Consider the following 26,482-nt stretch of genomic DNA (forward strand, 5'->3'; position numbering starts at 1 on the left):
GCACGGGCGGCCGGGGCCGCCTGCCCATCATGCGCATGATCAGGGGGCGGCAGTCGCCGAAGTGGACACGGATGCTCTCCGCTGTCCAGGGGGCCGTCCAGGTCTGGCCGGTCCTCCGCACCGTCCCGATCCGGGCCGGATCGGGACGGCACGGAGATCCGTCAGCGGCGTGGAACGCTGTCGGTGGTGGGAGCGTGGCCGCGCAGCGTGTCGACGCGTCCGGCGATACGCGCGGTGTGCCCGGCCAGCCGGACCAGGTGCTGCGCGTCGGCAGCCACCGGTTTCCGGTAGACGAGGCCGGCCGTGAACTGGACGGATTGCCTGGTCAGTTCACCCGCCTGCGCGGCGAGGTGCTCGAGCTGCTGCTCGGCGGCGTTCAGGTCGACGGGCTCCCCGCCGTCCGTGAGGGGCGGAACCGGCTCAAGTTGGTCGAGCAGGCTCTGCAACCGTTGCTTCATCGCGTGACCGGCGTCGGTGAGATCACCGCACGACAGCCAGTATGCGAGGTCACGGTGGCCCGCCGGGTCGACCGTGTAGACGGCGGTGGGAGTCACCCAGTCCCAGTCGACCCAGGCCTGGAGGATGATGCGGTTCGTCGCCGGGTCGGGGGTCGCGCACATGGCGCGGCCAGTGCGGGTGCGCAGCAGTGCGCTGTATCCGCCGGTGACCGGATCCGGCACCCAGGCTTCACCGAAGCGTAGACGCAGCAGGGACGCGAGGCGCTCGACCGGATCGGGAGCGAGGCTGAGATCGAGGTCCCTCATCGGCGGCCGCCACTGCGGGTGGCGAGCCACGTGGTGACCGCTGCGGCACCGACGCCGATGAATCGGTGGAGTGCGGCGTCGAGTTCGATCCACGCGGTACCGGGCCCGTTGATCTCCTTCTGCGGGGCGCCGTCCTTGTCCAGGCGGACGGCCTGGCAGTGGTCGATGTAACCGGCCTGGCCCGCCTTCCTGGCGAGCCATAGGAAGAGTGCGCCGCGATCGATCACGGCGTGAGTGAGACCGTTGATGGCGGCACCGGCCAGAAGGGCGGAGGGCGGAACGCGGTAGCCGAACGCCCGGGTGAGGGCGGCGGCCGCGCCGGTCTGGATCGCGGTGTACGTCGCGACGTGGAGCGCGACGGCCCGGCGGCCCCGTTCGCTGGCCCTCATGGTCGGCTCGCCGCTGCGATCGTCCTTCTCCTCTCCGACTTTCACGCCGTCGCGGTAGACAAGGTGCCGGCCGTAGAGACGCTTGCAGCGGGCGGTTTCACTTCCCTGGGCCCAGTGGTCGCAGAAAGGGTGGATCTCGCCGAAGGCGGCGAGCAGGCAACCGAAGAGCGCCAGTCGCTCGATGGCGCGGGTTCGGATCATGGTCGGGTGTACTCCTCAACTCGTGGGGTCGGTGCAGGGGTTGTCGGGTTGGGCCGAGGCCGTGCAACAGGCGTGTGCTGACCGTTCAGAGCGCGACTGATCAGCTCACGGCTGGCGGGGCCGGTCGGGGAGGACGAGTCACGTGCACGGCTGGTGGGCCAGCGGCCTCGTGGCGGCCGTGTCCGTTCTCAGCGAACCCAGTCGACGCCGGCTCGCTGACCAGGCCGGACTAACTTCGTTGAGACGACCGCTCATCGAGCCGTCGCCGCCACCCCATCCGGTCGACCTGCGACGACTGGATTCGTTGAGACGGATCGCCACTCGACTCGGTTCGTTGAGACGGGACAGGCCGGTACGAGGGGCTCGTGGATCAACTCCGGGGGCGGCAGCAGTTCTTTACGCCGTAAAGAGCCCCCGTGCCGCACCTGTGTTCGCCGGGCACGATCCGCCCTGCCGGGCCTCTGCACCGCCCCGGCCTGCGAGGGACCGGGGCGGCACAGGGGGTCGGCAGGGTCAGACCGCGACCGGCTTGTCCTCCAGCTCGCGGGTGACGTGCTTCTCCAGGAGGTCACGCACCTGCCCCATGGACGTGACGGGGACCGGCTCGGCCCCGGTCGCGGGGGCGACGAAGGAGTACTCGTGGGTCGGGAAGTGCTTGCCCTCGCTCTTCCGGTAGTGCAGGTACGCGCCGTCGGCGAGGGGGAACATGGCGTTGGTGCCGTCGATGCCCACCCACAGCTTGCTCTTGTCCAGCAGGCCGTGTGCCGGGTCGATCTTCCCCGAATACCACGCGGCCTCATGGGCGGCACCGGCCTGGGCCGCCTCGGTCAGGAGGTCCATGACGTCCTGGGTATTGCTGGGCAGTGTCTCCTCGAGCTCCTCCACGTTCCGCTCGGAGGCCGCGGAGGACGGGGTGCGGGTGAGTGCGCGCAGCGACGCCCTGAACGAGTCGAGCAGCTGCATGACGCCGGCGGCGAGGCCGAGCCCGAGGATGCCCCCGAGCGCCCCGGCCCAGCCAGTGGGCACGCCCGGCGCGTTGGCGCCCGTCCAGCCTCCGATGGCAGCGGCGGCGGCCAAGATGACGCATTCGAGGCCCGCCACGGCGATCGCTCCGATGGGGGTGGCAGGCGCCGCGGCGGCTCGCTTGGTCCTGAACATGAAGATCTGCTCCTTCTGGAGTCGGGAGTGGGTTGGAAACACAGGTAGGCCGCCTGGTCTGGGATCAGGCGGCCGCGGAGAGGTGTTGTGGTCTGGAGCCCGGACGTCAGTCCGTCCGGTGCCGGGCTGCGGAGACGAGTGGGGGTCCATGGAGGTACCGCACCCTGCGCCCCCGACCACGCGGGCGACCATCAGCCCCGACCATCGGTCACGATGAGGCAACGCGTTGGCGGTGCTGCGACGGTCAGGGTGATGGTCGGGCCGACCATGGCGGGTACGGACGCCGGCATGCTCGGTCCCGTTACTGCGGTCGCGCCGTCTCCTTACGCACTGCCGGGTACGGGACGGAGCAATGCCAACACCCCGTCCAACTCGTCGGGCTTCACGAGGACGTCGCGCGCCTTGGAGCCCTCGCTGGGCCCGACGATGTCCCGGGACTCCATGAGGTCCATCAGCCGCCCGGCCTTGGCGAAGCCGACGCGCAGCTTGCGCTGGAGCATGGACGTCGACCCGAACTGAGTGGAGACGACGAGCTCGGCCGCCTGGCACAGCAGGTCGAGGTCGTCGCCGATGTCCTCGTCGAGCTCCTTCTTCTCCTTGGTGCCCACGACGACGTCGTCCCGGAAGACGGGCGCCATCTGGTCCTTGCAGTGCTGGACGACGACCGCGACCTCCTCCTCGGTCACGAACGCGCCCTGCATACGCACCGGCTTGTTTGCTCCCATGGGCAGGAACAGCCCGTCGCCCTTGCCGATCAGCTTCTCGGCGCCGGGCTGGTCGAGGATGACCCGGGAGTCGGCGAGCGAGGACGTGGCGAAGGCGAGCCGCGACGGCACGTTCGCCTTGATCAGACCGGTGACCACGTCCACCGACGGGCGCTGCGTGGCGAGCACCAGGTGGATGCCGGCCGCGCGAGCAAGCTGCGTGATGCGCACGATCGCGTCCTCGACGTCCCGGGGCGCGACCATCATCAGGTCGGCGAGCTCGTCGACGATCACCAGCAGGTACGGGTACGGCTGCAGCTCCCGCTCGCTGCCCTCCGGGGGCTTCACCTTGCCGTTGCGCACGGCCTCGTTGAAGTCGTCGATGTGCCGGAAGCCGTACGCGGCCAGGTCGTCGTAGCGAAGATCCATCTCCCGTACGACCCACTGCAGCGCCTCGGCAGCCCGCTTGGGGTTGGTGATGATCGGCGTGATCAGGTGCGGGATGCCCTCGTAGGCGGTCAGCTCGACGCGCTTGGGGTCGACCAGGATCATCCGCACGTCCTCGGGGGTCGCCCGCATCATGACCGAGGTGATCAGGCAGTTGATGCAGGACGACTTGCCGGATCCGGTGGCGCCGGCGACCAGCATGTGCGGCATCTTCGCCAGCGAGTGCATGACGTAGCCGCCCTCGACGTCCTTGCCGAAGGCGACCAGCATCGGGTCGTCGTCCTCCGCGGACTCCGCCAGCCGCAGCACGTCGCCGAGGTTGACCATCTCCCGGTCGGTGTTCGGGATCTCGACGCCGACCGCGGACTTGCCGGGAATCGGGCTGATGATCCGCACGTCCGGGCTGGCCACGGCGTACGCGATGTTCTTGGTCAGCGCGGTGATCCGCTCGACCTTCACGGCGGGGCCCAGCTCGACCTCGTAGCGGGTGACCGTCGGCCCGCGGGTGAAGCCGGTGACGGCCGCGTCGACCTTGAACTCGGTGAAGACGTTGTTGAGCGAGGCGACGATTGCGTCGTTGGCGGCGCTGCGCGCCTTTCCGGGGCCGCCGCGCGTCAGCAGATCGAGCGGCGGCAGGGCGTAGGTGATGTCGCCGGACAGCTGGAGCTGCTCCGCGCGCGCGGGATGCTCGCGTTCCTCGCCGGCGGGCGGCGCCTTGGTGAGGTCGGGAACGACCCGGGGGGACGGCATCGTCCCGTGCGGTTGGGCGCTGGCGGGCGCTGGCGTTGCAGCGGTCTTGAGTTTCCTGCGCTGTGGGAGGGCCCCCTGCTCGACGTTGTCGTGGTCGTACGCCGCGGCGGCGGACCTGCGAGGGCCGGAGCGCGCGGGCAGCGCCTCGCGCCGCTGCTTCTCGTATCGCTTGTCGGCCTCGCTGGGCAAGTCGGCCACGTGGTCGTGGACGACGCCGAGGCGTACGCCTAGCGCCCGCAGCCTCTGTGGGACGGCGTTGACCGGGGTGGCCGTGGCCACCAGCACCCCGAAGACGGTGAGCAGCACCAGCAGCGGTACGGCCAGCACGTCTCCCATGCTGAACGTCAGAGGCGTCGCGACGCCCCAGCCGATCAGGCCGCCGGCGTCCCGTATGGCCTGCATGCTGTCGCTGCGGGCTGGCGAGCCGCAGGCGATGTGAACCAGCCCGAGCACGCCGATGACCAGAACGGACAGCCCGATGACGATACGGCCGCTGCCCTCGGACTTCCCCGGCTTCTCCGGGTGCCGGATGAAGCGCACGGCGATGGCGCCGAGCAGCGCCGGCACCAGCAGGTCGAGGCGGCCGAACGAGCCGCTCACCAGGATCTCAACGAGATCGCCGACCGGACCCCGCAGGCCGGCCCAGGTGCCCACGGCGACAATCAGCGCGCTACCGAGCAGGAGCAGCGCGACGCCGTCCTTGCGGTGCGCCGGATCGAGGTTCCTGGCACCCCGCCCCATACTGCGGAAGAGCCGGTACACAATCCTGGTGGGGCTGGGCGCCGGCTTCGCCGTGGCCCTCTTCCCGGCGGGCCTCTTGGCCACTGCCCTTTTCGCAGGTGCCCTGTTCGCGGCGGGCCTCTTGGCCGGTGCCTTTTTCGCAGGTGCCCTGTTCGCGGCGGGCCTCTTGGCCGGTGCCTTTTTCGCAGGGGCCTTTTTCGCGGCGGGCTTCTTGGTGGGGGTCTTCTTCACAGCGGGCTCCATGGAGATTGGGCAGGCAGGTCGTGCAGGGTTGGGTGACAGGGCCGAGCGGAGCGGTCGTCTTCCGGCGCCGTGACGTGGCCCGGGCCTTCTGCCGTCAGGCGAGCGCGGTCACGATGAGCGCGAGGACGGCGAGGACGATGAGGAGGACGGCGGCCAACGAGAGACGGATGGCACGCCCCAGCCCTTGGAACTTGGGCAGCGCGATCTGGGAGAGGACACGAAGCCGGTCCGCTCGGCGGTCGTCGCTCATCTCGTCGAGGATCTGCTGGGTATTGCACGTGGCCCAGTAGGGGAAGCTCGCGCGGTCCGCGCCGTGCAGGCGGGGCAGGACGACGAGCAGCAGCAGGACGGTGGAGGCGGCCAGGGCGAGGACCGCGAGTCCGCCCGCGACGAGGCACGGCACGGGGAGGTGCTTGTCGGCTGATCCCACCAGGCCCGCGATGACTGCGCCGTTGAAGGCGAGGAGGAAGGAGGTCTTGTTGTCGGTGCGGCCGATCTCCGAGGCCACGGTGGCGAGCGCGTCTTTGAGGTTCTGGTCGACGAGCGAGGGCTGAGTACCAGGCTCGGCGGTGGTCTGGGACGGGTTCACCGAGTGGCCTCCTTCGTCTGCCTCGCGGCGGGCGCCGGGGTCGGCACGGGCAGGTCCAGGCGCTGCGCGAGCGTGTGGCGGGCGGCGAAGTCGATGGCCGGGTCGTGGATGAACTCGGCGACCGTACGGAGACGGACGCGCAGCTTCTGCAGGTCGTTCTCGGCGGAGCGCAAGTCACTGGTCTGGGGTAACGGAGTGGTGTCCGTGGCCTCGGTGCTGTTGGTCATCAGGCTTCCTGTAAGGGATGAGAGTGAGAGCGGGCGGTGGGCACGGTGTACCCGCGCCCACCGCCCGTGGGGTGTTTGCGTCGCCCGTCACAGTCGTGGAGGGGTGTTGGTGGAGTTGGATGCCGGTGCCGCCGTGGGCCCTTCACCGGCGGTTCGGCGTGGTCAGTGCGTGGCTGCCGCCTCGGCTGACGGCCTCGTGGCCGTCGAGGTGTTGGGCACGGCGTCGTGCAGCTGGCCGTCGAGCTTGCGGTCGGCGGACTTCCTGCCGACGCGCACGGCGATGGTGTCCTTGTCGAGCATCCAGGTGTGTCGGGTGCGGTCGCCCGGCTCCATGGCGCGCCATGCGCCCGAGCGGAACGTGCGGCTGGGGCCTCGCTCGCGGAGCGAGGCCGAGCTGCGGCCTCCGTGCAGCGGGTCGTCGTAGGCGCGGCCGCCGCCGAATGCCGGGTCGTCGACGACGGGAGCCGTGACGTAGTCGCCGTGTTGTGTGAAGTAGAACGGCACGTGGTACCGGTCGCACGCGTCGCGGATGTCGCGGGCCCACTGCGGGTGCAGGGGACGGGCGTTGGGCCCGAACCCGCCTCCCGCGATGACCCAGTGCAGGCGTTCGGTGCGGTGCCACTGGTCGCCGTGGCGCACCATGCCGTCGACGACGGCGTCCTCCGGTGCGTCGGCATCCGGGTGGGTGGCGTCGCGGCGCTCGGTCAGGAATCGGTCCAGTTCGACGGGGCCGGTCAGCGGCTCGCAGACGACGACCCTTGTCGCGGCCGGAGTCTCCAGCAGAGCGGGGATGCGCGTCTTGGCCGTCCATTGGTCGTTGACCGTCACCCCGAGCCAGATGTTCGCCGGGGGCTTCGCGGCGCGCGCCCGGGCGGACTTGGCCGCCGGGCTGGCGTGGTGGCCGTTGTCCGGCGGGCCATCGAACTGGGCGGCGTACTGCCGCATCCCGGCCTCGCGCTTCAGGACGAAGTCGCGCATCCTGGCCGCGTGTTCCGTCGGGACGACGAAGGTGATGTGCGGGTTGGCCTCCATCACGTCCAGGACGCGGGTGATGAAGAACTCCGGCACTAGGTGGTGGAAGAGGTGGGGCACGAGCACGCGGCCTGCCGTCTTCCAGCGGTAGGGCTGGTCGACGCGGTCGCCGTGCCAGATGACGCTGTCACGGCCGGGTGCGGTGCCGAGGGTGACCGGATGCCAGGTGCGGTTGGTCGGGGTAGCTGGGGTGTCAGCCATGGATGCTCCTGTCCAGGTGTGGCGTTGGTTCACGGGGGTTGATCTCGTGCGTCGGGCGCACCAGGTCGCCTTCCCGGCCGGGGAGGGCGTTGGATGCGTGTCGGGCGGACCGTACGGGGCCTGCGAAGCTGCCGGCGGCGGCGCGAGTCCGTACGGAGGAGCCGGTCAGTTCTCGGGCGGCGACAGGACGTAGTAGTAGAAGGTCGTCTGGTCGTAGTCGCTGCGCTGTACGGCGAACACGTCGGGCCGGTCCACGGCCAGTTGCTGGAGCTCGGCCTCGATCCACTCGTTGCTGCGCTGGAGGCTGAGGCGGTGGAGGTCGAAGTAGCTGAGAGTCATCTGGACCGTCTCGGCCTCCCTCTGCCATCTGAGCGTCAACTTGCGTAACTCTCGCGGGCGGTGTCCTCGTCCGGGCGGTCCGGGATGGCGCGGGACAGGGCCCGGCGGCTGGTGGCGTGCCCGGTGGCGATCCGGTTTGTGTCCGTCAGCTTCAGGCCGGAACTGTAGGCGGACTCCGGGTCCTGAATGGCGCTGAAGTGGCAGCCGAGACAGGCGACGACGTGGTGGTAGCAGCTGTCGTCTGCGGAGTAGATGAGGACGATCGCGCTCATCGCCTGGTTCCAGTGACGCTCGACGACGGTGATGCCCTCGGGCATCCAGGTGTCGCCGAGCTCCGGCCACGATTCGGTGGCCGGGGGCTCGACGGACGCGGGACGGGTGCGGTTGAACAGCGCGAGGACCATGGGCTTGGGCTCCTTGTCGGGACGGGGTGACAGCGCGCCAGCCTGCTGAGGCCTGAGGCGGCTGCCCGGTGGGGTCGTTCAGCGGGTGCGGCGGGCGGCCGTGCAGCGGCTGCAGAGGAAGGGGCACTGCTCGCTGGAGGGATCGATGGTGCACGTGCCGAGTTCGGCGAGCGCGCCGCAGGTCGGGCCGAGCAGTTTGCGCAGTTCGTCAAGGTGGTCGGCGAGGTCGGCGCGCTCGTCGGGGAGCATCTCGGCGATGATCCGCTGGGCGGCTTCGCGGTTCCCGGTGCGCACAGCGGCCAGGGCCGCGTTCCCCGCGGCCTCCGGGGCGGTGATCGCGGCGTCGACGTCGTGGACTGTGTCGTTCTGGAACGTGTCCACGACCGTGGTCTTGGCGAGCGTGGTGTCGGTGGCGACCGTCATGCGTCGTCCCCCGCCGCGTCCGCGTGCTCCAGGACGAGCGTGGCGTAGGTGGAGTCGTCGCCCGCCACGAGGCGGATCACCTTGGCGAGGTCGAGCCAGCCCTCGGCCCGTCCGGCGTGGTACGGGCACAGCTGCGCCAATGCCTCGCGGGCCGGGCACAGTTCCGGGTCGGAGTGGTGCCGGGGCAGCCCGTTCTGGAGCTGCTGGATACGGTCGCGCAACTCCAGGTACGCGCGGATGAGTGTGTCGACAGCGTCGGCGGCGTCGTCCCTGATGACGGCGAGGAGGCGCTGGCCTTCGCGTGCACGGTCGAGCACGTACGTCTCGGTATCTGAGCCGAGGGTCATGGTCAAGGAAGCCCCTTCCGAGCGGGCAGTCCCGCGTCGCCCCGTTCTTCGCCGCCGGTACCGGTCATGGACGGGCGCGTGCGGATGCGGCGGGCAGGCGGAGTGGTGACGGGAGAAGCTGCGCATTGGCTGTTCCGGCTCCCCGCCTGCCCCCGGGCCCCGCGGGCGGGGTCCGAAGGGCGGACAGGCAGACGTCAGCGGAGAGATTGCTTTCACACGGCAGCGTGTGGCCGACGAATCTGCCAAGGCCGCTCAGGCGGCTGCGGTTGTCACGGCGTCTGCGTGCAGGAGCGCAGCTCGGACGAGGTGCTGGTCCCGGGACCGAGTTGTGCATGGTCGGTGCCGGTGTCGTTGACGTGCGGCAGCACGAAGACCAGGCCGACTACGGCGCCGGCTATCAGGACCTTGGTGCGGTGGCGCTGCCACACTGTCGGCTGCGGCGGCCGGTACTCATGAATCGTGTAGAGCTTCTGGGCCTTGGTCGGTTTGGGCATGGGTGTCCTCCTGGACAAGGGCTTGGTGAGTGCAGGGCAAGGGGGCCGGTCGGCCTGTGGGGCCCTCAGCACGGGCAGCTGAGAGCCGGGCAGGTGGGCCGGTCGCACGGCGCGGTCGAGGGGGCGCCCATCGGCAGATCAGGCTTCCCGTTCGCCGGGGCCCCCGACGTGCGTGCGGTTGAAGCTGAACGCCTTGTTGGTGTTGTCCACCGACGTGCGGTTGTCGTTCTTGATGCTCACCGGGCCGTTGAAGTTGTTTGTGACGTCCGGCGGTGTCCCCTTTTTCAACTTCGACAGGGCGGCGCCAGCCGCCGAGATCAGCAGCAGGGGAGCGGCGACGATCAGGCCGGCCACGACCACGCCCTCGGTCGTGATGGATTCGAAGAAGAGCTTCGCGCCCAGGCCGACGCCGATCGACATCAGGCCGATCCCGGTGCCGGCAACCGCGACACCGGCGGCCCACTGCGGCACGATGCGCCGGTCGTCCTGCTTCACCGGCTGCGTACCGGTCGGCTGCGGCGGGGTCGGGTCCTTGTACGGCGTCGCCTGATCGGGCCGGATCGCGGGGATCTTCAGGGCCGCCTCGATCAACTCTTCGGAAGTCACTCGCTGCGCAGCCGAGAGCGGCGCGGTTTCGTGAGCGGGGACATGCGGCAGCATGTTGGGGCCTTTCTCCGGGGTGGGCAGCGTGGGAAGCCCCAAGGTCGGTCTCGGGGCTTCCAGTTCAGACGAGAGTGATCAGCCCGGATGCGTCCTTCGGCGCGATCTTCCCTTCGCGCCGCAGGTTGCTGATCGTGGTGCGGATCGAACCGCGCTTGACTTCCTTCCCGCCGTCGTCGTCGAGGGCGGCGAGAAGGTCCTGCTCGGACAGAGGGCCGTCGTCGAGAGCGGCGAGTATCCGGTCCGCGTTCGTCCTCGGCGTCTCCGGCAGCGCGTCGAGCTCGGGTTCCTCGTCGACGTCGTACTCAAGGTCATCGGCCAGGCCAGCGCCTTCCTCCTTCGGCGGCGGGAAGATCAGCGTCAGAGGCTCGCCGGGTGGCGCGCTGGAGCCGTAGAGCTTCCTGATCTCCGGGTCGTACCCGTCGTGCGGCGCGAGGCTGCCGACGAGGAAGAACCGGGCCATCGACGTGGGGCGAGACGAGGTCAGGTGGTAGCACATGCCCTGGCTGTTGGGCTTCTCGGCGCTGCGGTCGACCGGCGTTCCCCACCTCTGGATACGTCGCGCGCGGCCGAGGATCTTCGGAATGGGCTGAAGGTTCTCGCCGACCGGCAGCAGGCCGTCGCCGACGAGTGAGGCCATCATCTGGGACGACCACCGCAGAAGGATGACCTCGCCTTCTTTGAGCATCGCGCGCAGTGTGTCGCTGCCGCCGAGCTCGTCGAGGTGTCCAGCCTGCGCCGCGAGGACGATGCCGATGCCGACCGAGCGTCCAGTGCGCCCGAGTTCCTTGATCAGCCGTGCCGCCTCGGCCCGGAACGGGCTGCCCTTCTCAAGCAGGCGGTTCGCCTCGTCGATGACGACGTACTCGAGCTTGTCGGGGTTGTTGATCAGGAAGCCCGAACGGCCCATCGCCGCGTACCGGGCGAACCGGTCCTCGGCCTTCTGCACGGCGGCACGCAGCAGGCCCATCGCTTCGTTGAGCGTGCGCACGTGCGTCGCGACGTTGCCCGTCGCCTCCGGGACGGACTGACCGCCCTTCAGGTCGGCGAGGTGCACGACGATCCCGTTGCGCTTGCACGCCGCCAGGAAAGCCTGAAGCCCGCGGGACTTTCCCGCACCGGTCGTGCCGAAGATGATGATCCGCTGCGCGTTGCCGGTCTCGGGGTCGTGCACCCGCATCCGCAGCGGCTCGCCGTCGTAGTACGAGCCGATGCGGATGCACCCGTTCTCGTCCATGACGAGGTCTTCGAAGGTGATCGCCCGCATCTTCGCGAGCGGGTTCACGGGGAAGACCCGCACGACGGCCCGCCGGCCACGCCCCTGCTCGAAGATCACGCGGCTCGGGTCGTCGACTTCGAGGAGGTCGCACAGGGCGTCGTGGTCGTAGCCCTTCACGCCGCCGGGGCGGGTGCGGAGGATGTACTCGCGCAGCACCTTCTGCTTCTCCTCGACGTGCTGCTTCGCCAAAGCCGCGGGGGACGTCATGGGCTCAACTCCTCCGACAGGTCGTACTCGTTCACCTCGACGAGCTGGACGCCGGGCAGCGCAGTACGGGCGATCTCGTTCCACACGTCCTCGTCGGCCTGCGTCGCCTCGGGAGGCGGGCCGATCAGCATCATCTGCACGCCGGCGCCGTACCCGGGAATGTCCTCGATGGCGAGCAGCCCGACCGGGATGTTCATCAGCGCTGACAGGCGGCGAAGCTCGATCGTCGGCACGGGCTCGCCGTGCACCTTGGAGGCGATCGCCGCTGCGACGCGGCGGCCGTCCTCGATCTGCCGGATGGCGACGATCTCGGTATCCGGGGCGACGCCGCCTTCTTTCGCCGCGTTCAGGTGCCACCAGGCGGCGGCCGGGTCGCTCGGGACCTTCTTGACGACGGTGACTTCGTCCGACGCCTCGTCATCCTCAAACTCAGCCTCATCGTCGGCGTCGGGCTCGAGGGCTGGCGGGTCGGGCCACTTCGCGACGCGCTTGCCGAGGGCGGCTGGCCGCAGCCACCACACCCCGGCAGTCCACAGCGCGACGGCACCGCCCTCGATCAGGCGCGCCTCGGTGCTCGTGGCGAGGAGCTCGGCGACCAGGATCGACGACAGGAAGCTGTGTGGCGTCAGATAGATCACGGTCGCGATCGGCCGCTTCTTCGGGTGCGCGGTGAGCAGCCGAGGCGACAGGAACGCCCCGCCGATGCCAGCCGCGATGGTCGTGATCAGCGCCGGTACGGTCGGCTGATCGGTGAACAGGGCGGTGCCGGCTGCGACGCCGCCAGCGAGGGTGGCGAGCCGGCCGACGGCGAGGACCAACACCGAGCCGAGCCGGCGGGATGTGTCGACGTATGTGCGCAGCGGCATCGGCTGGCGCTCCTTTCAGGGAACGGCGAAAGCGCCGCCCCCTGCTCGGGGTCGGCGCCTTCGTAGGGGATCAGGTGTGGGCGGCTGCGGCCCGGCGGGTCCTGGTGCGGGAGCACCAGGACCCCCAGGAGCAGGCTGCCCGTGGGCGCACGCAAGGCGTCTGCTGTGTGATCAGCGGTTGCTGTACCACTCGCGTTCAGCGACGTCGTACGGGCCGGACTGCATCGCCTCGTTCACGGTGCCGTAGTCCGCCTCGTGGTCGCGGGCCGCGTTGTCGAACTCGGTCGACATCTCGGCCGCCTCGGCGGCGAGCGCGTCGGCCAGGGCGAGCGATTCCCGCATGACGCCGGCGGCATCGTGGTGCGACGAGGTGACCGCGTCGTCGACGGCGAGGGTCGCGGCGACGTCGGCCAGGTGGTCGACTTGCTTCGCGCAGCCCTCGACGTACGAGTACGCGCCCTTCACGGCCTGCGAGAGCATCCGCATCGCGACGGCCGCGATCGCGAGCCGCGCGATGACGAGCGTGAACGTGATCGCGTCGGCGATGACGTCGACGATCCGGCCACTGCGCAGGACGGGCAGGTCACCGCCGTCGTCCGGTGCGTCGGCTCCGCCGCCGGGGGCTGGCACGCCCGGCGCGCCGGCTGCCTCGACCTCGGCGCCCGACTGGATGCTCGACGGCTCGACGACGTTCCCCCCGCCCTCGGCGGGGGCTTCTGCTTCTGTGCTCATGATCAGACTCCGCTTCGGTTGTGGTACTCGCGTTCAGCCGGCGCGACATGGCCTGCGTCCTTGACCGCGTCGGCGCGACGCTTGTCGGCCTCAACTGCGACGTCACGTGCCGCGAGGATCGCCTCGGACGCGCGGGGGAGGGACGCAGCGAGGGCTTCGGCCTTGTCCATCACGCTGCCGGCACGCTCGATCAGGCGGATGCACCACTTCACGAGAACGCCGGGCACCTTCTTCTCGAGGCACGTCGCGTACAGGTTCTCCAAGCCGGCCCTCAGGCCCTCACACTTCGAGGCGACGACCCGCATGTGATCGACGCCCTGGAGGATCTGCTCGCCCATGTCCTCGTCCGAGTCGATCAGGTCGTACACGGTGAGATCGGCATCGACGAACTGGGTGTCGCCGACCTCGCCAACTGCTGCGGCTGGTCCCATTACGATCGGGCTCTCTTTCGGTTCGGTACGGGTCGGGATGACCTCGCCGCGGTTGCCGGCGGGCAGGCCCTTCTGCCCCGTGCCGATTTCGCCGCGCGGACGGCGCGGGGCCGGCTCTCGCTCGATCGTCACCGTGTACGAGACATCCCATCCGGGCGGGGGCCTCAGCCACTCGCCGTCGGCTCCTGGCATGTCGCCCGGATCCGTAGAACGCCGTTTCCCGCGCTTGCGGCGGCTGCCGTGTGTTTTCGGTCCGGTCTTCGCGCCACCGGGCTTCTTGCCCTTGTGACGCTTCCACCAGGGCTTCTTGGAGGTGCCGGTCCCACCGGTTTTCGGCTTCTTCGCCCCCGAGCCCTTCGTGCCGGACTTCTTGCCCGCACCCGAGGATCCGGCCCCCTTCCCGGTCGACGAGCCGGAGCCGCTGCCCTTCTTCGGCTTCTTCTTGCGCTTCTTACGCTTCTTGACCGTGCTCAGGACGGGCGGGGCGAGCTTCTTACGCCGCTTCTTCAGACGTTTCCGCGCCGTCTCGGCCACGGCCTCGCCCAGCGTCGTGCGGTCCTCGCCGTCTCCCTTGGACTCGGCTTCCTTCTCCGCTCGGCGAGCCTCCGCCTGCCGGGCTTTCTCCTCTCGGCGACGCTCCCGCCCCGCGATGCGGGCAGCCTGGCGAGCCGCCCGTCGTTCCAGACGGGCCGCATGACCCGCACCTTTACGCTCCTGGCGGCCGCGGGCCCGCTCCAGCGCTGGGCTAGATGCCGACGAGCTGGGCGACTTGCCGTTCTTCGGGGACTTGTTGCCCGAGCCCTTCCCGCCGCCCCCAGCCGAGCCTGAGCCCGTCGAGCGTGAGCCGTTCGAGCCCCGGCGGCCCGGACCACCGGAGTCGTTTCGGGAGCTGGGGCCCTTCTGTCCCTTGGGGCCCGTTCCGCGGCCGGTCCCGGCCGAGCCGTTGCTCGCTGGTGTCCGCCCGCTGCCCTTGCCCGAGGACTTCTGCTGTCCGAAGGTCCCGCGCCCTGAGCCGCCGCCGGAGCCGCCGGAGGAACCGCCTCGGCCACCGCTTTTCGCCGCGCCGCGCCCGAACTCAGGCCCGGACTGCACGCGGCTCTTGGCCGCCTTCTCGGCGTTGGCGACCTTCTGCTTGTCGGCAGCCTCGCGCGCCTTGTCGGCGACCGCATCGTGATGCTCGCGCCGAGCTTTCAGGTACGCCGCCATCGACCACGTGCCGCGCAGGGCGGCGACGGCGATCGCTGCCATCGTGACCATTGCCAGCGAGGCCGTCGCGCGAGCTGGAGTTCCGGTTCCGCTTGTGGCTTCGTCGACCATCTCGCCGGCCGCGTCGTCCGGGTCGTACTCGCTGTCGTCTTCCTCGTCGGCGGGCAGGTGGAAGGGCAGCGTGAAGTCAGGCGGCGGGGCGGTGTTCGGCGGCTCCGGGAGGGTGGGCACATCGTCGCCGTCCGGGTCCGACCCGGGCGGCGAGAGGTTGATCGTCGGGAGCGTGAGGACGTCCGCGCCCCGGTCGTCGTCGGCCATCGGGCCATCTCCTGTCGACTACTTGACGTAGCGGGCGGCCTCGCGTACGCGCGCGCGTCACGCGCGCGCATAATGCGCGCGCGAGGCTGGATTTCTTGGATTGGGCGTTGATTTTTGAACGCGTAGAGTCACCGCTCGCCGAGGGCTTCCTTGAGGTAGCGGCCGAGCTGCCGGTCGAGTGCTTCCCACACCGGGTCACTCTCGGGGAGCCGTGCGCGGGCCATGTCGACGAGGACGATGACGCGCGCTTTGTACCCCTCTGCACCGTTGATCCGAGGGGCCCACAGCTCGGCCTGAAGCCGCTTCGACCGGGCGGCATCCTTGCCCGGCATCAGCCGATCTTGCGGATGTCGAGGTGCGAGAACAGCGGCGACGGGTCGGCGACCGGCGGTTCCGCTTCGGGCTGCGGAGCCGTGATCTGCTGCTGGCCGCCGGCCTTCAGCTCGCGAACACGCTGCTTGGCTTCCTTCTTCTCGGCCCGCTCTTCGGGCAGTTCCTCGTAGAGCGCCTTGTACCGGGCGGCGTACGCGGTCAGGTGCTCGAGGAACTCTTCAAGGTCTTCGACGGCCTCCTTGAAGGGCTTCATCGTCTTCTTCGCACGCAGCCGTGCAGACCACGGCAGGTCGCCGTACAGGGCAGGCCGCTCAGCGATGTCGGCATCGAGCTCGCCAGCCAGAGCCTTCATCTCGGCGAGCAACGGGGCAAGGTACTGCCGGCGCTGCTCGATGAACACGCGGCGCTTCTCGGGGCCTTCCGCGAGCAGGTCGGGCGTCCACACGCCCTTACGCGGCTGCTTGTCGTTGCTCATCAGGGGTTTTCTCCTCTGCGAGGGTGGTGCGATCTAGATCGGGTGAGAGGCTTGGGGCGGCGCTTCGGCGCCTTCACCGCGTCCCCGAGGTGTTGACGGCATCTCGGGGGCCGGTGGAACCGCCGAAGGGACTCGTTTGTGCAGTTCAGGCTGCATTCTCGGTGCTGATGAGGGGCCGTTCCGAGGTGCTCTCGGCCGCTGCGGGCGAGGCCGCCGACTGCGCCTTGAGCAGTTCGGCAACGGGGCGGGCCTGGGCGAGCGCCGACTCAATGTCGAAGGACACCTGTTCCGTCGGACCATCAGCCGGAGCATGCTCAGCGGCGTGCCCAGCTTGCGTGGACTCGGCTGCCAGGGGCCCGAGTTCGCGGGCTTTCTCCATCAGGCGCTTGGCCCGGCCGGGCCCCATTCCGAAATACGTCGCCGTCTTCTGGATGCCGCCCGTACCGAACTTGCCATCGGCGTCGAGGACTCCACGCAGGCGCTGTACCGCCTGTTCGTCCGTCCATCCCGAGGCGTCCTGGTCGCCCGTACCGGCGTTCGTGTCTTCGTCCGTACCGGATTCAGTCTCCCTTGTACCGCTCGCGGTCGCGTCCGTACCGGCGTTGAGGGCTGTACCGGTTCCGACCTGGGCGGTACGGCTGTACCGCGCGTGGTCCTCGGGAGCGGTACGGTCCGCGTCCGGCGTACCGGTACGGGCGGCGCCGTCCCCCGTACCGCGTACCGGTACGGCGCTGTCGTGGCGGGCATCCGTACCGGTATGGGCCGCTCGATTTGGCTCCTGTGTACCGGTACGGGGCTGCGGATTGGCTTCCGTCGTACCGGTACGGCCGTCCGTGAGGATGCCTGCCGTACCGGTACGGGCGAGCAGCTGTGTACCGGTATGACGGTCTGTCCCGGCCGACGCAGTACCGGGACGGCTGCTTGTACCGATCAGGTTGGCCAAGGCCTTCTCCGCGGCCGTGGCAGTGTTGTAGTTCAGGCCGGCGAACTCCCGGGTGCGCACCCGGCGCTGTACCGCTTCCAGGACCAGCCCGAGGTCGTCGACGTTGACGCGGGCTTGAGCGGTCTGCGCCCTGCGGTCGGCCCAGCCGAGACGCGGGGTGAGGACCGGCTGCCACTTCTCCGGGTCTTCGCGCTTTTGGAGGCGGCGCAGCCGGTAGAGCCAGTAGCCGGCGCGTTCGATGCGGACCTGCCGGGTGGCGTCCTCCTGGCTGATGGTCTCGTCGGCGGCGAGCGCCAGTTGCACCCGGACCCACTCGACAGGGTGCAGCATGCGGACGGCGGCGACCTTCCGCTCCAGCCACAGTCCGAGATCCCGCTTGAACTTCTCCCGGGCGGCCAGCCGCTCTTCCAGCGATCCGAGCTCGAAGAGCACGCCGGAGATCAGCGGCCAGGCGGCGCGGGCCACGCTGCCGATGAACGTGTCGGCCTCGGTCGCGGAGAAGAGCGCGCTCGTGCCGATCAGGAGCCAGAACAAGGTCCCGGAGAGCCCGGACCCATTGCCTTTGCGGGCGCGTCGACGGGCCCGAAGACCGCAGACCAGCGCGGCAACGTCCAGGCCGACGAAGGGCAGCCAGTCCCAGGGACTGGCCAAGCCCATCACATCTGCCCCGAACTTCCTCAGCCCCGTCGACGACAGGTAGGCGGCTGCGGCAGCCACCACCAGCGTCATCACGTCCTCGGCCCGTCGGCCGCGGCGCTCTCGCCGCTCCATGCGCGCCTCGTCGTCCAGCTCCGTACGTTCCCACGGCGGAGCACCCGAACGACGCATCGCGCGGTACAGCAACAGCGAGCCACCAGCCAAGACGGTGGTGCCCACGCTGATCTGCCACCGCTCAGCCAGCCACTCGGCTGCGGTCGCGAGGGTGTTCATCGATCCTCCTTGGTAAGCGCCCTCGCCCGCGGCTGCGCAGCAGCCCGGATCGTGGACGTGAACAGCGAAAAAGGCCGCCCCTGAGGGACGGCCCAGAAACTGCAGATGTGATCAACGGAGCATGTGCTCCCCCTCTTCACTGTGGCCGTGCCGTCCGGGCTGTCCGGCTCTCCTCGCCCCGTCCGTACCGGCCCGTTGCCGGTACGGACGGGGCGAGGAGAGCCGCCAGATCGTCAGGCGCTGGTGTCCGGTAGAACGGTGTACTCCCCGGTGCGCGGGAACTGGGACCGGCCGTTGTCCATGCGCGCGGTGACGTGACCGCCGACGTGGACTTCCTCGGCACGCCTGGTCGCCCGCCTTGTGCTTGTGGCCGAGGGATTCCATGTCGGTGGTGAGCTCGATGCGTTGTCCGATCTCCGTTGGTCCTTCCAGGAAGACTGCGAAGGCAGAGGATTTCGGGTCCGTGCGGCAGCCGCTGAGGCCAGCAATACGATGGCCGGCCTCCCGTCAGGGAGGCCGGCCATGGAGAGCAGGGTCAGGAGGAAACGTCCCTGCTGCTCCCTGTCGTTCCCGGCGACTCACACCGCCGGGAACGACAGGCAACTCAGGGAAGTTGGTCAGTGCTGGTCGTCCAGGCACTACTCAGCGGGCCGGCCGGTGCCGAAGATCTGCCGGAAGAGCGGCTGCTTCGGGTTGGCGACCAAGACCATCGCGGACCCGGCGACCAAGAGCAGGCCGAGGATGTGGGCTAGGTCGGCGCACTGGTCGTAGGGCTTCAGGCACGGTAGACAGGCGGGCGGACGCCGGCGCGGAGCTCGCGGATGATCGAGCAGGGGCCCTTGGTCGCGCAGTACGCGGCGTCGTCGTCGGGCAGGGGGTTATGCGCCAGGCCGAGGTTCTGCCGTGCGACGGCATTGACGGCCTTCAACATCGCCGGGTCGAAAGGCCGGCACTGCGATTCGTCGTCGCGGTTCACGCCGTGGCGTGCCGCACTGACGATGTGCTGCCGAGCCTGCCGCGCGGCCCACCTCCGGTCGTGCGGGCCGTTGTTCTCGTGGACCTTCCCGCCGTCGTGGAACGTGTCCTGGTGGCAGGCGGTGCAGTGGTAGGTGATCATGTTGACTGGGGGCTTCTCGGGAAGCCACTTACCCTCGAACTCGTACACGATGACCTCGGCGCCGGGCGTGACTGGGTGCTCGAAGGCCGTGACGAGGCCGACGCCGTCCGCAATCGCGCCGATCTGCGCCATGTTCCAGTACGCCGGCGGCAAGAACTCGTCCCAACCCTTGCCGTGTGGCCACTGCGCAATCATGACCCCCTGCTCGGCGTCGAACGTCGCGCCCGGGTTCGTGGCTTGCTCGCGCTGGAACTCGGCGACCTGCTCGATCGGCCCGAAGTACGTGACGGCGTGTTCCTCGGACTCAAGGAAGATCAGTCCGTACCCCTCGGGGCGGGTGTGAAGATTGTGCTCACCGTTGGTGAGCCACGTCACGCAGTCGTCGAACCGCGCGTCACTCGCCGGCAGCGTCGCCGTCATCGACACCCGGTACCCGGGCGCCCCGGTGACGTGCGTCGGGTTCGTCTCGCTCGTCGGGTGCGTGTGGCCGTACGTGTTCCGGATCGTGAAGCTCATGGTGGTGCTCCCTTCGAGTGGGCGGGTCAGTGATCGGCCGCGAACCGGTGCATCGCCGCGGCGGCGCTGTTCTTCCCGCTTCCGGACGTGCCACCGAGGAGCATGCTGCTGTCCGTGAAGTGGAAGGGGAGCGGGGCCAGTTCCCCACCGACCAAGCCTTGGAGAGCGGGCGTGTCCGTGGGCCGGTGCGGTGCGATGACCCGCCCGTCGGGCAGCAGTTCACCGGTGTCCTCGAAAACCACGGACCCGTTGCACAGCAGGCTCCAACCCTGCTGCGGGTGACTGGAGATGACGCGGGCGGCCTCGCGGTCGGGGCTGCTGGCGGACGGGCAGAGCGGGGTGTGGTTGCACGGGGTGTTCGCGACCATCGGGATCTCCCTGGAGATGTCGGAGTGGTGTGGGTCCGGGAGCGGCAGCACCAAGGTCTGGCGCGGCCTGGTCCCTGCGTTCCCCGCCGTCACCGGGCCAACGAGGCGCTGGTCCGGTGACGCCCGGGCAGCGCAGGGCTGCAGGTGGCGGGACGGTCAGGCGCTGGCCTGGCGGGCGCGGTTCCGAGCGGCACGGCGCTTCATGGCGCGACGCTCATCCTCACTCAGGCCACCCCACACGCCGGAGTCCTCGCCCGACTCGAGCGCCCACTGCAGACACTGCTCGATCACCGGACAGCGGCGGCAGACAGCCTTGGCCTCCTCGATCTGCAGAAAGGCCGGGCCGGTGTTCCCAATCGGGAAAAAGAGCTCGGGGTCCTCTTCCCTGCAGACGGCGCGGTGTCGCCAGTCCATTGCTTCCTCCATCGTGGTCTTGCGTGCGTCAAGGGGTGATTCACCAGGCCGGGGGCGGGTGCGAGTGATCGCGGCCGCTAGCTGCTGCGCTCCCGCCCTGCGGCGGCGTGCGCGCTACTCGGTGGCGAGGTGGCAGCGGATCTGCTTACCGATCAACGAGTGCTCGACGGTCCAGCCGGGCGCGAGCGCCTCCAGCAGGAGCAGGCCCCGCCCGGACTCCGCGTCGTCGCTGTCCATCGCCACCTCGCTGCGGCGCGGCAGCAACTCGGGGACGGGGTCGTGGACATTGACCGCGACACCGGTGGAAGTGCGGTACACCTCCACCACCAACGGCACGTGATCTCCGCAGGCCCGTACCGCGTTAGCAACCAGCTCGGAGACGATCAACTGCGCGGTACCAGCGGTCTCCTGGCCGACCCCGCACGCCACCAGCACCCTCGCGGTCAGGCGACGCACGGTGCTGAGGACGGGCTTTGAGACCGTGATGTGAGCGACGAACCCACAGTCCCGGTGACGACGCAGGTAGCAGCCGGGGACGGAGGCCGGGAGGTCCGACCGGTCCGCAACCATGGTTCCGGTGCCGGAGACGGTGGCCGTGCTCACCGTGAACCACCGCCCGTGCCGCACTGGCGGACCCGGCGCAGCGCTTCCTCCATGTCCGGGTCGCTGTCCCCGTGCGCACCAAGCGCCGGGGGAGATGTCATGATGGAGTTCAAGGTTGTTCTCCTTCTCGCAGAGGGATGGCCTGCTGAAACGGCCCCGGGGCGCAATCCCGGGGCCGCTCTCATTCGGGGCGGTCCTGCTAGCCCTCGCCGTCGGCGAACTCGCTACCAGCTGGGTCAGCGGCGACGAGTAGCGCAGGAAACGGAGGTCAGCGGCGCTGTAACTGCTGCCGCTGCAACTGCTGAAGAGCGAAACGCTTGATTCGCTGATCGAGGTCACGGCCGGTCTCGCACAGGCGTCCCGACTGGCATTCCCGGCATCCGTACAGGGCGTGAGCCTTCTGGGCACCGCGCACCTGCGAGAGGGTGGCCACTCTCATCTGCGACACCGCCGGCGTCGGCGCCGGCTGCGGCTTGCGCACGACCTTGGTGCCACGACGCTTGCTGGCGTCTTTCGCGGCCTCGAGGTGGGCGGCGAAGGCTGTCTGCCATGCCTCAGAAGTGAGGTCGATCGTGATGCGCTGACCGCTGCCGGGGCAGCGGGCTTTGCGTGCACCGTGCCCGCGGTCCTTCAGGCGATGAGGAGTGATCATCTTGCGCCGCAAACGCCGCCACGTGCTGCAATCACCGCACACCACTGTGATGGGCTCCCCGGGATACAGGGTTATGCGGTTTGGTCGGATCTCGCTGGCCTTCAGCGCGGGTCGGCCGTTGTGACGCACTGGTACTCCTTCGGGCCGTGGTGCGGTTGCGTTCTCCGCCCGCCGCGGACAGGCCGCGGCGGCTGGGCAGCGCAACTGCGTTGGCTGCTCTGCTGGAGCCCGGCCCAGGGACCTCGTGGTTCGTCGACCTCGGCACGGAAGGGCTCTCGCAGGGTGGTGCTATTCGGTTCTCAGCTCGGACGAGCCAAAGAATGACCCTGTCACGGGTACAAACTTAGGCGCGCCGTAGCGAAGGGTCAACAGGCATTGGGTAGTTGCTAGGGCTCGACCGGGCGGTGGCCGCGCCCAGGACGGTTGGAAATCCACGAGTCGATGGTCGACTCGAGCCAAGCCGGAGACCGCCGGAACTGCTCGTCCGGCAGGGGCAGATCCTGAGGGCGTACGGGAAGTCCGTCGGCGATACGCCTGCGCGTGCGCTTGAGGTACACCCGCACCGTCTCGCTCGTCACGCCGATCTTGGCCGCCACCGCTTCGGTGTCGAGATACGGATTCCCGTCCGGCACATCCACTCCTTGTCCCCGTAGCGGGCACCAAGGTATCGAAGGCCTCAGTTCCAGCGCGCCAACGGCTGCGGCCCACGCGCGCACTGCCCCTGGGGGCACGGCAAGAGAATGTACCTTTGAAGGGGGCAAAACCGATGGGCGAGTCGGACCCCGCTGACAGCGGAGGTGGAGTGGTTGCAACAGAGCGAGGCCTCGGACACTGGACCTTGCGGTGTGCGCGCGGCGGGCGCGACGAGGCAGGCGCCGGAGGCGTCTCCGTGCGATCGGCCCTCGAGACGTTGTGTTCGCGCCTCTGCACGATCTTCACTCCCCTCACATCAACAACAGGTTCCGGGACACGTCAATCAGCTTCTGCTCCAGCGGGGTCGGATGTGAGGCCTCGGTGTACCGGTGGTGTACCGGCGGCGTACCGGCGGCGTTGCATCCGGAGTCGTGATCTGCCTTGGCCGCCAGGAAAGGGGGTTAGGTGATGGTGACGGTGCGCAAGTGGACTGGTTGGGAGGCTGACCTGCTCCGCGAAGCGAAGAAGATGAGCATCCGTGGATTCGCGGGATACCTGGGGGTCAGTGAGAGCGTGGTCATGCAGTGGAAGCAGCGCGGCGCGACCCTGATCCCGGTTGCTGAGTCTCAGCAGATCCTCGACACCGCCCTCGGCCGGTGCAGCGACGCAGAACGGGCCGCGTTCTCCGAACTGATCTCTGCTACCGGGCCTCCGGGCGAGACCGCTGCCGGAGATGGGCATCCAGCGGGACGCATCCCCGATCTGCCCTCGGGCTTAGTCGTGCGGCAGATGCCGACCGAGGTTGCCGCGAGCCAGGACCGTTGGCGGGCGGCGCGCCGGTATCTGAATGGCCATCGCGAACAGCTCTCCCGGGCCGCTGCGGGTTTGTACGATCCTGCGCTGCGCGTAGCCGGGACCCCGCTGCTGACCACTCCCGGCTGGATGCCAGCCGAACCTGTTCCCATCGACCGGATTCGGCTTGTTTGGACCGATGACGATGCTGACGTGCTCGTCAGCGGCAGTGAGCCTGAGGCACAGGCCACGCATCCGCTACGAGCACCCGGCTTGCGATTCGATCGCTACACCATGGCTATTCGTTACATCGACTCGCCGACGCTGTTCGAGAACCGGCCCAGCTATCGGCTGTCTCGTGTGCAATGGAAGGGGGACGAGGGGGAGTTGACCTTCGGTTTGGGCACCTACTTCGACAAACTCGACGTGTGCGAGGCGATCGGCCACGAGTTCGCGGCAGTGAGCCTGGAGCGCCCGGCTGAGTTGGCTAGCCCGGCGCCGCGCCTGTGGGGACATCTGCCGCTCCGCCGGCTCGTCGCCGATCCCTTCGATCCCACTCTGCGCGCTGTCACGCCCGCCATCACGACGCTCTTGATCCGTCGCCGACGCGACGGGACCGCGACGTTCCTGCTGCACTGGCGGGATCCGGCGAAGGTTGCGACGGCCGGCGGGCTGTACGACACCATCCCCGCGGGTGAGTTCCAGCCGGGCAGCATTATGTCCGCGAAGTCGCCGGAGGACTTCGATCTGTGGCGAAACATCGTGCGCGAGCTCAACGAGGAGCTGTTGGGCGCGCCGGAGTTCGATGGCAGCCGCAGCCGACCGCTCGCGTATGAGAAGTGGCCGCTGTTCCGGGCCCTGGAAGGGGCACGTCGCGAGGGACGGCTCAAGGTCTTCTGCTTCGGTATCGGTATCGACGCGCTGACTCTTGCCGCCACCATCCCGAGCGCCCTCGTCATCGACGACGAGGTCTTCGACCAGCTCTTCGGCGAGATCGCGGAGTCCAACGCGGAGGGCGTCACGGTGACGCACTGGGATGGCCAGGACACCTCTGAGGGCATCCCCTTCACTCATCAAAACATCACGCGGTTCATCAGTAATGAACCTATGGCGCCGCCCGGAGCAGCTTGCTTGGCCCTAGCGTGGAAGCACCGGGAGATCCTGCTGGCGCGATGAAGTGCGCCGAAGGCAGCGGGACACTGGCAAGGCGGGAGAGGAGCTCACACTGAACAGCCCGGTAACACCGCACATGGAGAGCGAACAGCAGTGGCGACAGGTCCGCGACTACCTCAACCGGAACCGCTTCGACCTGACCCAGATCGCTGTGCAGAGCTTCCCGGAGGCGCTCCGGGTCGCGGGCACTCCGCTGCTTGCCCGGCCGCACTGGGTCCCCGGCTCCCCGGTGCCCCTGGGGGATGTGCAGCTGAGTTGGTCCAATACCCGGATGCCGACGCCGATCAGCGGAATGGAGTCGGAACTCGGCCACATCCTCCCTCGCAGGGAAGACGGGACGGCGTACTCCCTGTACTCGGATGCGGTCGGGGCACTCGCCCGGCCGAGGCTCTTCGAGAACCGCGACTGCTACCGGTTGCTGGACGTCGAGTCTTCAGGTCAGGAGCCCAGGCTGCACTTCGGCCGCGGCCGCTACTTCGACGTGATCAATATTTGTGAAGCGGCGGCTCACGAGCTCGCTGCTGCTTCTCTTGGCTCCGCGGCCAACGGCGCGCTGCCCGCCTCGGCGATCCCGTTCCGGGCAGCCATCGGCGATCCGACTGACCTCGGCCAGCGGCCCGTGATGGCCGCGATCAGCACCCTCACCATCCGCCACGACCGGGCCACCGGCGACGCCGACTTCATCCTGCACTGGCGAGACCCCCAGAAGGTCGCCACCGGCGGCGGCCTCCACCAGGTCATGCCGGTCGGCATGTTCCAGCCCTCCTACGACGCCCCCTGGAACGAGGCGAACGATTTCGATCTGTGGCGGTCGATCGTCCGGGAACTCAGCGAGGAACTCCTTGGCACCACCGAGGACTACGGCAGTGAGTCTGCCCCGATCGACTACGACGCTTGGCCGTTCAACGCGACACTTCAGCGAGCCAGCCAATGCGGCACGCTCCGTGTCTTTTGGCTGGGCCTTGGTGTCGACCCGCTCACCTTCGTCTCCGACATGCTTACCGTGGTTGTCTTCGACTCGACCGCATTCGACGACGTCTTCCCGAAGCTCGCTGCGACCAACGATGAGGGCCACCTCGTCGAAGTGGAAGACGGCACAGGCCGCTCCCTAGGCGTACCGTTCCGCGCCGATCACATCGAGCGCCTGACCACCAGGGAGCAGATGCAACCGGCCGGAGCCGCCCTGCTGCGCCTGGCCTGGCAACACCGCGCTGAGCTCCTCGCATCCCATGAGTGATCGGGCCCGGGGCCGTAACCGGCCCCTCGTACGGCGCAGACCTCCTGGTCGTCGGCGTGGGCCCGGCCGGGGTGGCGGCCGCCGTGATGGCAGCAAGTCTGCAGGTGGACACTGTCAAGGCCGAGGCCTGCCGAGCGCGTCGGCGAGAAGCTCCACCAGGCAGCTGGTCGACAGGCCCGGGGTCTCTTACCGAACCGGCAGACCAATCCATGACACGCCGTCAAGACGTTACGGCCCAAGCCTCTGAGGCAGTAAGGTTCGATGTATCTTTTCTGAATCGCTTGTTGTTAAGGAGGTGCACGGTGTCGGAGCGGTTCGATGCGATCGACGCGTTGCTCGCACGCCCCACCGAACTACCGCCGCCTGACGTGCGGGCAGAACTGCGTCGCGCTGATGGTTTGACTCAGGCGGAAGTCGCTGAGGCCATCGGCGTCAGCCGACTCCAGGTGATCCGGTGGGAGCAAGGCCAGGCAGTGCCGCGCCGAAAGCATCGCGCCGCCTACGCCCACCTCCTGAAGGGCTTGGCAGCCAAGCACCCCGGGGTGGCTGCTCGAACTGAGCAGCTCACGCGAGAGGCCGGCTAGTGATCACGATGACTGCACGCGCCCCGTAGAAGCGCTGAAGCCGTCCCTGTCGCCACAACAGGAACGGCTTCCTAGCGATCGACTCGCCCACCTAGCAAGCGCCGAGTCGTGAGCAGCGAGGTGACCTCGCGTGCCGGGTGATGCCCGTGGACCGTTGGTCCGCGTGGTCACCGGACACCAGAATACGGCAGGTTCCTATCCGAGGCCTAGCATGGGCTTCCTCTGACCGCTATCCGGCTGGTTACAACGCTCCTCGCGGCTCCCCTACCCAAGGGGAGAACCACTGATGTACCTCCGTCCCCGCCACCGTCATCCGGTCGCGAGTCTTGCACTTGTCTCGGCTTCGACTGTCACACGGCCGTCGGATCGTGTCGGTATCCGAGTCGGCCTGACCAGCGCTCATCTGCAGCGTCAGCAGCTGCTCACGCATTCTCTCGGTACCACCCGTCGACCGGGCGTCTCCGCTCGCACGCGCCCACAATTCCGCCGAGGCCTGGGCACCCGTACCCTCCACCTGACCATCACGGCGCCCCGTGGTCGGAGTGATACTCATATCACTC

General features: G+C 68.9%; 28 protein-coding genes and 1 pseudogene. 3 read left to right on the forward strand and 26 right to left on the reverse strand.

Annotated features, from left to right (window positions below):
* Nucleotides 1–161: 161 nt before the first annotated feature.
* From ACTWP8_RS20185 to ACTWP8_RS20310, 26 genes and pseudogenes are all read right to left on the reverse strand, one after another.
* On the reverse strand, nt 162–764 hold the full coding sequence (locus ACTWP8_RS20185) for a hypothetical protein (protein ID WP_443323554.1): 603 nt from the start codon (nt 762–764) through the stop codon (nt 162–164).
* Nucleotides 761–1,354, reverse strand: coding sequence for a hypothetical protein (locus tag ACTWP8_RS20190; protein WP_443323555.1), 594 nt, complete (start codon nt 1,352–1,354; stop codon nt 761–763). The genes ACTWP8_RS20185 and ACTWP8_RS20190 overlap by 4 nt, the downstream gene beginning before the upstream one ends.
* A 513-nt stretch (nt 1,355–1,867) precedes the next feature.
* Nucleotides 1,868–2,512 carry a hypothetical protein gene (locus ACTWP8_RS20195; protein ID WP_443323556.1) on the reverse strand — a complete coding sequence of 215 codons (645 nt, stop codon included), beginning with the start codon at nt 2,510–2,512 and terminating at the stop codon, nt 1,868–1,870.
* A gap of 323 nt (nt 2,513–2,835) precedes the next feature.
* Nucleotides 2,836–5,397: a DNA translocase FtsK gene (locus tag ACTWP8_RS20200; RefSeq protein ID WP_443323557.1), complete on the reverse strand. Its 2,562-nt coding sequence runs from the start codon at nt 5,395–5,397 to the stop codon at nt 2,836–2,838.
* A gap of 94 nt (nt 5,398–5,491) precedes the next feature.
* Entirely contained in the window at nt 5,492–5,986 is a 495-nt protein-coding gene (locus ACTWP8_RS20205) for a Pycsar system effector family protein (RefSeq protein ID WP_443323558.1), read from the reverse strand.
* The gene (locus tag ACTWP8_RS20210) at nt 5,983–6,213 is read right to left on the reverse strand and encodes a hypothetical protein (protein WP_443323559.1); all 231 of its coding nucleotides are present in this window, start codon (nt 6,211–6,213) and stop codon (nt 5,983–5,985) included. Before ACTWP8_RS20210 ends, ACTWP8_RS20205 begins: the two co-directional genes overlap by 4 nt.
* A gap of 162 nt (nt 6,214–6,375) precedes the next feature.
* A complete protein-coding gene (locus ACTWP8_RS20215; RefSeq protein WP_443323560.1) occupies nt 6,376–7,446 on the reverse strand; it encodes a DUF5131 family protein in 1,071 nt (356 codons plus the stop codon).
* 165 nt (nt 7,447–7,611) lie between these two features.
* The gene (locus ACTWP8_RS20220) at nt 7,612–7,785 is read right to left on the reverse strand and encodes a hypothetical protein (RefSeq protein ID WP_443323561.1); all 174 of its coding nucleotides are present in this window, start codon (nt 7,783–7,785) and stop codon (nt 7,612–7,614) included.
* Nucleotides 7,786–7,820: 35 nt separating this feature from the next.
* Nucleotides 7,821–8,189, reverse strand: coding sequence for a hypothetical protein (locus tag ACTWP8_RS20225; protein ID WP_443323562.1), 369 nt, complete (start codon nt 8,187–8,189; stop codon nt 7,821–7,823).
* A 78-nt stretch (nt 8,190–8,267) separates the two neighbouring features.
* Entirely contained in the window at nt 8,268–8,612 is a 345-nt protein-coding gene (locus tag ACTWP8_RS20230; protein WP_443323563.1) for a hypothetical protein, read from the reverse strand.
* Nucleotides 8,609–8,959, reverse strand: a complete 351-nt coding sequence (locus ACTWP8_RS20235; protein WP_443323582.1) for a hypothetical protein — start codon at nt 8,957–8,959, stop codon at nt 8,609–8,611. Before ACTWP8_RS20235 ends, ACTWP8_RS20230 begins: the two co-directional genes overlap by 4 nt.
* A gap of 269 nt (nt 8,960–9,228) precedes the next feature.
* Nucleotides 9,229–9,453: a hypothetical protein gene (locus ACTWP8_RS20240; protein ID WP_443323564.1), complete on the reverse strand. Its 225-nt coding sequence runs from the start codon at nt 9,451–9,453 to the stop codon at nt 9,229–9,231.
* Nucleotides 9,454–9,591: 138 nt separating this feature from the next.
* Complete coding sequence (locus tag ACTWP8_RS20245) at nt 9,592–10,113, reverse strand: hypothetical protein (RefSeq protein WP_443323565.1); 522 nt, start codon at nt 10,111–10,113, stop codon at nt 9,592–9,594.
* A 64-nt stretch (nt 10,114–10,177) separates the two neighbouring features.
* Nucleotides 10,178–11,599 carry a DNA/RNA helicase domain-containing protein gene (locus ACTWP8_RS20250; RefSeq protein WP_443323566.1) on the reverse strand — a complete coding sequence of 474 codons (1,422 nt, stop codon included), beginning with the start codon at nt 11,597–11,599 and terminating at the stop codon, nt 10,178–10,180.
* Nucleotides 11,596–12,465 carry a hypothetical protein gene (locus tag ACTWP8_RS20255; protein ID WP_443323567.1) on the reverse strand — a complete coding sequence of 290 codons (870 nt, stop codon included), beginning with the start codon at nt 12,463–12,465 and terminating at the stop codon, nt 11,596–11,598. The genes ACTWP8_RS20250 and ACTWP8_RS20255 overlap by 4 nt, the downstream gene beginning before the upstream one ends.
* A gap of 171 nt (nt 12,466–12,636) precedes the next feature.
* The gene (locus tag ACTWP8_RS20260) at nt 12,637–13,197 is read right to left on the reverse strand and encodes a hypothetical protein (RefSeq protein WP_443323568.1); all 561 of its coding nucleotides are present in this window, start codon (nt 13,195–13,197) and stop codon (nt 12,637–12,639) included.
* Nucleotides 13,198–13,199: 2 nt separating this feature from the next.
* On the reverse strand, nt 13,200–15,152 hold the full coding sequence (locus ACTWP8_RS20265) for a hypothetical protein (RefSeq protein WP_443323569.1): 1,953 nt from the start codon (nt 15,150–15,152) through the stop codon (nt 13,200–13,202).
* Between the two features lie 128 nt (nt 15,153–15,280).
* The gene (locus ACTWP8_RS20270) at nt 15,281–15,484 is read right to left on the reverse strand and encodes a hypothetical protein (protein WP_443323570.1); all 204 of its coding nucleotides are present in this window, start codon (nt 15,482–15,484) and stop codon (nt 15,281–15,283) included.
* Nucleotides 15,484–15,960 (reverse strand): hypothetical protein, encoded by a 477-nt coding sequence (locus tag ACTWP8_RS20275; RefSeq protein WP_443323571.1) that lies wholly within the window; start codon nt 15,958–15,960, stop codon nt 15,484–15,486. Before ACTWP8_RS20275 ends, ACTWP8_RS20270 begins: the two co-directional genes overlap by 1 nt.
* Nucleotides 15,961–16,105: 145 nt before the next feature.
* Nucleotides 16,106–17,833 (reverse strand): DUF2637 domain-containing protein, encoded by a 1,728-nt coding sequence (locus tag ACTWP8_RS20280; protein WP_443323572.1) that lies wholly within the window; start codon nt 17,831–17,833, stop codon nt 16,106–16,108.
* A 775-nt stretch (nt 17,834–18,608) separates the two neighbouring features.
* Nucleotides 18,609–19,466, reverse strand: coding sequence for a hypothetical protein (locus ACTWP8_RS20285; RefSeq protein ID WP_443323573.1), 858 nt, complete (start codon nt 19,464–19,466; stop codon nt 18,609–18,611).
* A 173-nt stretch (nt 19,467–19,639) separates the two neighbouring features.
* Nucleotides 19,640–19,834 (reverse strand): annotated as a pseudogene (locus tag ACTWP8_RS20290) (DUF5999 family protein); the annotation flags it as partial.
* Nucleotides 19,835–19,990: 156 nt separating this feature from the next.
* Complete coding sequence (locus ACTWP8_RS20295) at nt 19,991–20,248, reverse strand: WhiB family transcriptional regulator (protein ID WP_443323574.1); 258 nt, start codon at nt 20,246–20,248, stop codon at nt 19,991–19,993.
* A gap of 114 nt (nt 20,249–20,362) precedes the next feature.
* Nucleotides 20,363–20,851 (reverse strand): ATP-binding protein, encoded by a 489-nt coding sequence (locus tag ACTWP8_RS20300; RefSeq protein WP_443323575.1) that lies wholly within the window; start codon nt 20,849–20,851, stop codon nt 20,363–20,365.
* Between the two features lie 268 nt (nt 20,852–21,119).
* Nucleotides 21,120–21,632: a hypothetical protein gene (locus ACTWP8_RS20305; RefSeq protein WP_443323576.1), complete on the reverse strand. Its 513-nt coding sequence runs from the start codon at nt 21,630–21,632 to the stop codon at nt 21,120–21,122.
* 257 nt (nt 21,633–21,889) lie between these two features.
* On the reverse strand, nt 21,890–22,135 hold the full coding sequence (locus ACTWP8_RS20310; RefSeq protein WP_443323577.1) for a hypothetical protein: 246 nt from the start codon (nt 22,133–22,135) through the stop codon (nt 21,890–21,892).
* 469 nt (nt 22,136–22,604) lie between these two features.
* Between ACTWP8_RS20310 and ACTWP8_RS20315 the strand changes: the two genes are divergently transcribed.
* The 3 genes from ACTWP8_RS20315 to ACTWP8_RS20325 all read left to right on the forward strand — a co-directional run bounded on the left by ACTWP8_RS20315 (nt 22,605) and on the right by ACTWP8_RS20325 (nt 25,922).
* Nucleotides 22,605–24,104 carry a helix-turn-helix domain-containing protein gene (locus ACTWP8_RS20315; protein WP_443323578.1) on the forward strand — a complete coding sequence of 500 codons (1,500 nt, stop codon included), beginning with the start codon at nt 22,605–22,607 and terminating at the stop codon, nt 24,102–24,104.
* Between the two features lie 73 nt (nt 24,105–24,177).
* Complete coding sequence (locus tag ACTWP8_RS20320; protein ID WP_443323579.1) at nt 24,178–25,338, forward strand: helix-turn-helix domain-containing protein; 1,161 nt, start codon at nt 24,178–24,180, stop codon at nt 25,336–25,338.
* A gap of 302 nt (nt 25,339–25,640) precedes the next feature.
* Nucleotides 25,641–25,922 (forward strand): helix-turn-helix transcriptional regulator, encoded by a 282-nt coding sequence (locus tag ACTWP8_RS20325; protein WP_443323580.1) that lies wholly within the window; start codon nt 25,641–25,643, stop codon nt 25,920–25,922.
* The last annotated feature ends 560 nt before the right edge of the window (nt 25,923–26,482 follow it).

It is taken from the genome of Streptomyces sp. 7N604 (genome assembly GCF_052245475.1).
Classification (GTDB): domain Bacteria; phylum Actinomycetota; class Actinomycetes; order Streptomycetales; family Streptomycetaceae; genus Streptomyces.

Bases quoted from the DNA above. Each gene is read 5' to 3' on its own strand.
- ACTWP8_RS20185 (WP_443323554.1), bottom strand. From the start codon at position 764: ATGAGGGACCTCGATCTCAGCCTCGCTCCCGATCCGGTCGAGCGCCTC.
- ACTWP8_RS20190 (WP_443323555.1), bottom strand. From the start codon at position 1,354: ATGATCCGAACCCGCGCCATCGAGCGACTGGCGCTCTTCGGTTGCCTG.
- ACTWP8_RS20195 (WP_443323556.1), bottom strand. From the start codon at position 2,512: ATGTTCAGGACCAAGCGAGCCGCCGCGGCGCCTGCCACCCCCATCGGA.
- ACTWP8_RS20200 (WP_443323557.1), bottom strand. From the start codon at position 5,397: ATGGAGCCCGCTGTGAAGAAGACCCCCACCAAGAAGCCCGCCGCGAAA.
- ACTWP8_RS20210 (WP_443323559.1), bottom strand. From the start codon at position 6,213: ATGACCAACAGCACCGAGGCCACGGACACCACTCCGTTACCCCAGACC.
- ACTWP8_RS20215 (WP_443323560.1), bottom strand. From the start codon at position 7,446: ATGGCTGACACCCCAGCTACCCCGACCAACCGCACCTGGCATCCGGTC.
- ACTWP8_RS20220 (WP_443323561.1), bottom strand. From the start codon at position 7,785: ATGACTCTCAGCTACTTCGACCTCCACCGCCTCAGCCTCCAGCGCAGC.
- ACTWP8_RS20225 (WP_443323562.1), bottom strand. From the start codon at position 8,189: ATGGTCCTCGCGCTGTTCAACCGCACCCGTCCCGCGTCCGTCGAGCCC.
- ACTWP8_RS20230 (WP_443323563.1), bottom strand. From the start codon at position 8,612: ATGACGGTCGCCACCGACACCACGCTCGCCAAGACCACGGTCGTGGAC.
- ACTWP8_RS20235 (WP_443323582.1), bottom strand. From the start codon at position 8,959: ATGACCCTCGGCTCAGATACCGAGACGTACGTGCTCGACCGTGCACGC.
- ACTWP8_RS20240 (WP_443323564.1), bottom strand. From the start codon at position 9,453: ATGCCCAAACCGACCAAGGCCCAGAAGCTCTACACGATTCATGAGTAC.
- ACTWP8_RS20245 (WP_443323565.1), bottom strand. From the start codon at position 10,113: ATGCTGCCGCATGTCCCCGCTCACGAAACCGCGCCGCTCTCGGCTGCG.
- ACTWP8_RS20250 (WP_443323566.1), bottom strand. From the start codon at position 11,599: ATGACGTCCCCCGCGGCTTTGGCGAAGCAGCACGTCGAGGAGAAGCAG.
- ACTWP8_RS20255 (WP_443323567.1), bottom strand. From the start codon at position 12,465: ATGCCGCTGCGCACATACGTCGACACATCCCGCCGGCTCGGCTCGGTG.
- ACTWP8_RS20260 (WP_443323568.1), bottom strand. From the start codon at position 13,197: ATGAGCACAGAAGCAGAAGCCCCCGCCGAGGGCGGGGGGAACGTCGTC.
- ACTWP8_RS20265 (WP_443323569.1), bottom strand. From the start codon at position 15,152: ATGGCCGACGACGACCGGGGCGCGGACGTCCTCACGCTCCCGACGATC.
- ACTWP8_RS20270 (WP_443323570.1), bottom strand. From the start codon at position 15,484: ATGCCGGGCAAGGATGCCGCCCGGTCGAAGCGGCTTCAGGCCGAGCTG.
- ACTWP8_RS20275 (WP_443323571.1), bottom strand. From the start codon at position 15,960: ATGAGCAACGACAAGCAGCCGCGTAAGGGCGTGTGGACGCCCGACCTG.
- ACTWP8_RS20280 (WP_443323572.1), bottom strand. From the start codon at position 17,833: ATGAACACCCTCGCGACCGCAGCCGAGTGGCTGGCTGAGCGGTGGCAG.
- ACTWP8_RS20285 (WP_443323573.1), bottom strand. From the start codon at position 19,466: ATGAGCTTCACGATCCGGAACACGTACGGCCACACGCACCCGACGAGC.
- ACTWP8_RS20295 (WP_443323574.1), bottom strand. From the start codon at position 20,248: ATGGACTGGCGACACCGCGCCGTCTGCAGGGAAGAGGACCCCGAGCTC.
- ACTWP8_RS20315 (WP_443323578.1), top strand. From the start codon at position 22,605: ATGGTGACGGTGCGCAAGTGGACTGGTTGGGAGGCTGACCTGCTCCGC.
- ACTWP8_RS20320 (WP_443323579.1), top strand. From the start codon at position 24,178: ATGGAGAGCGAACAGCAGTGGCGACAGGTCCGCGACTACCTCAACCGG.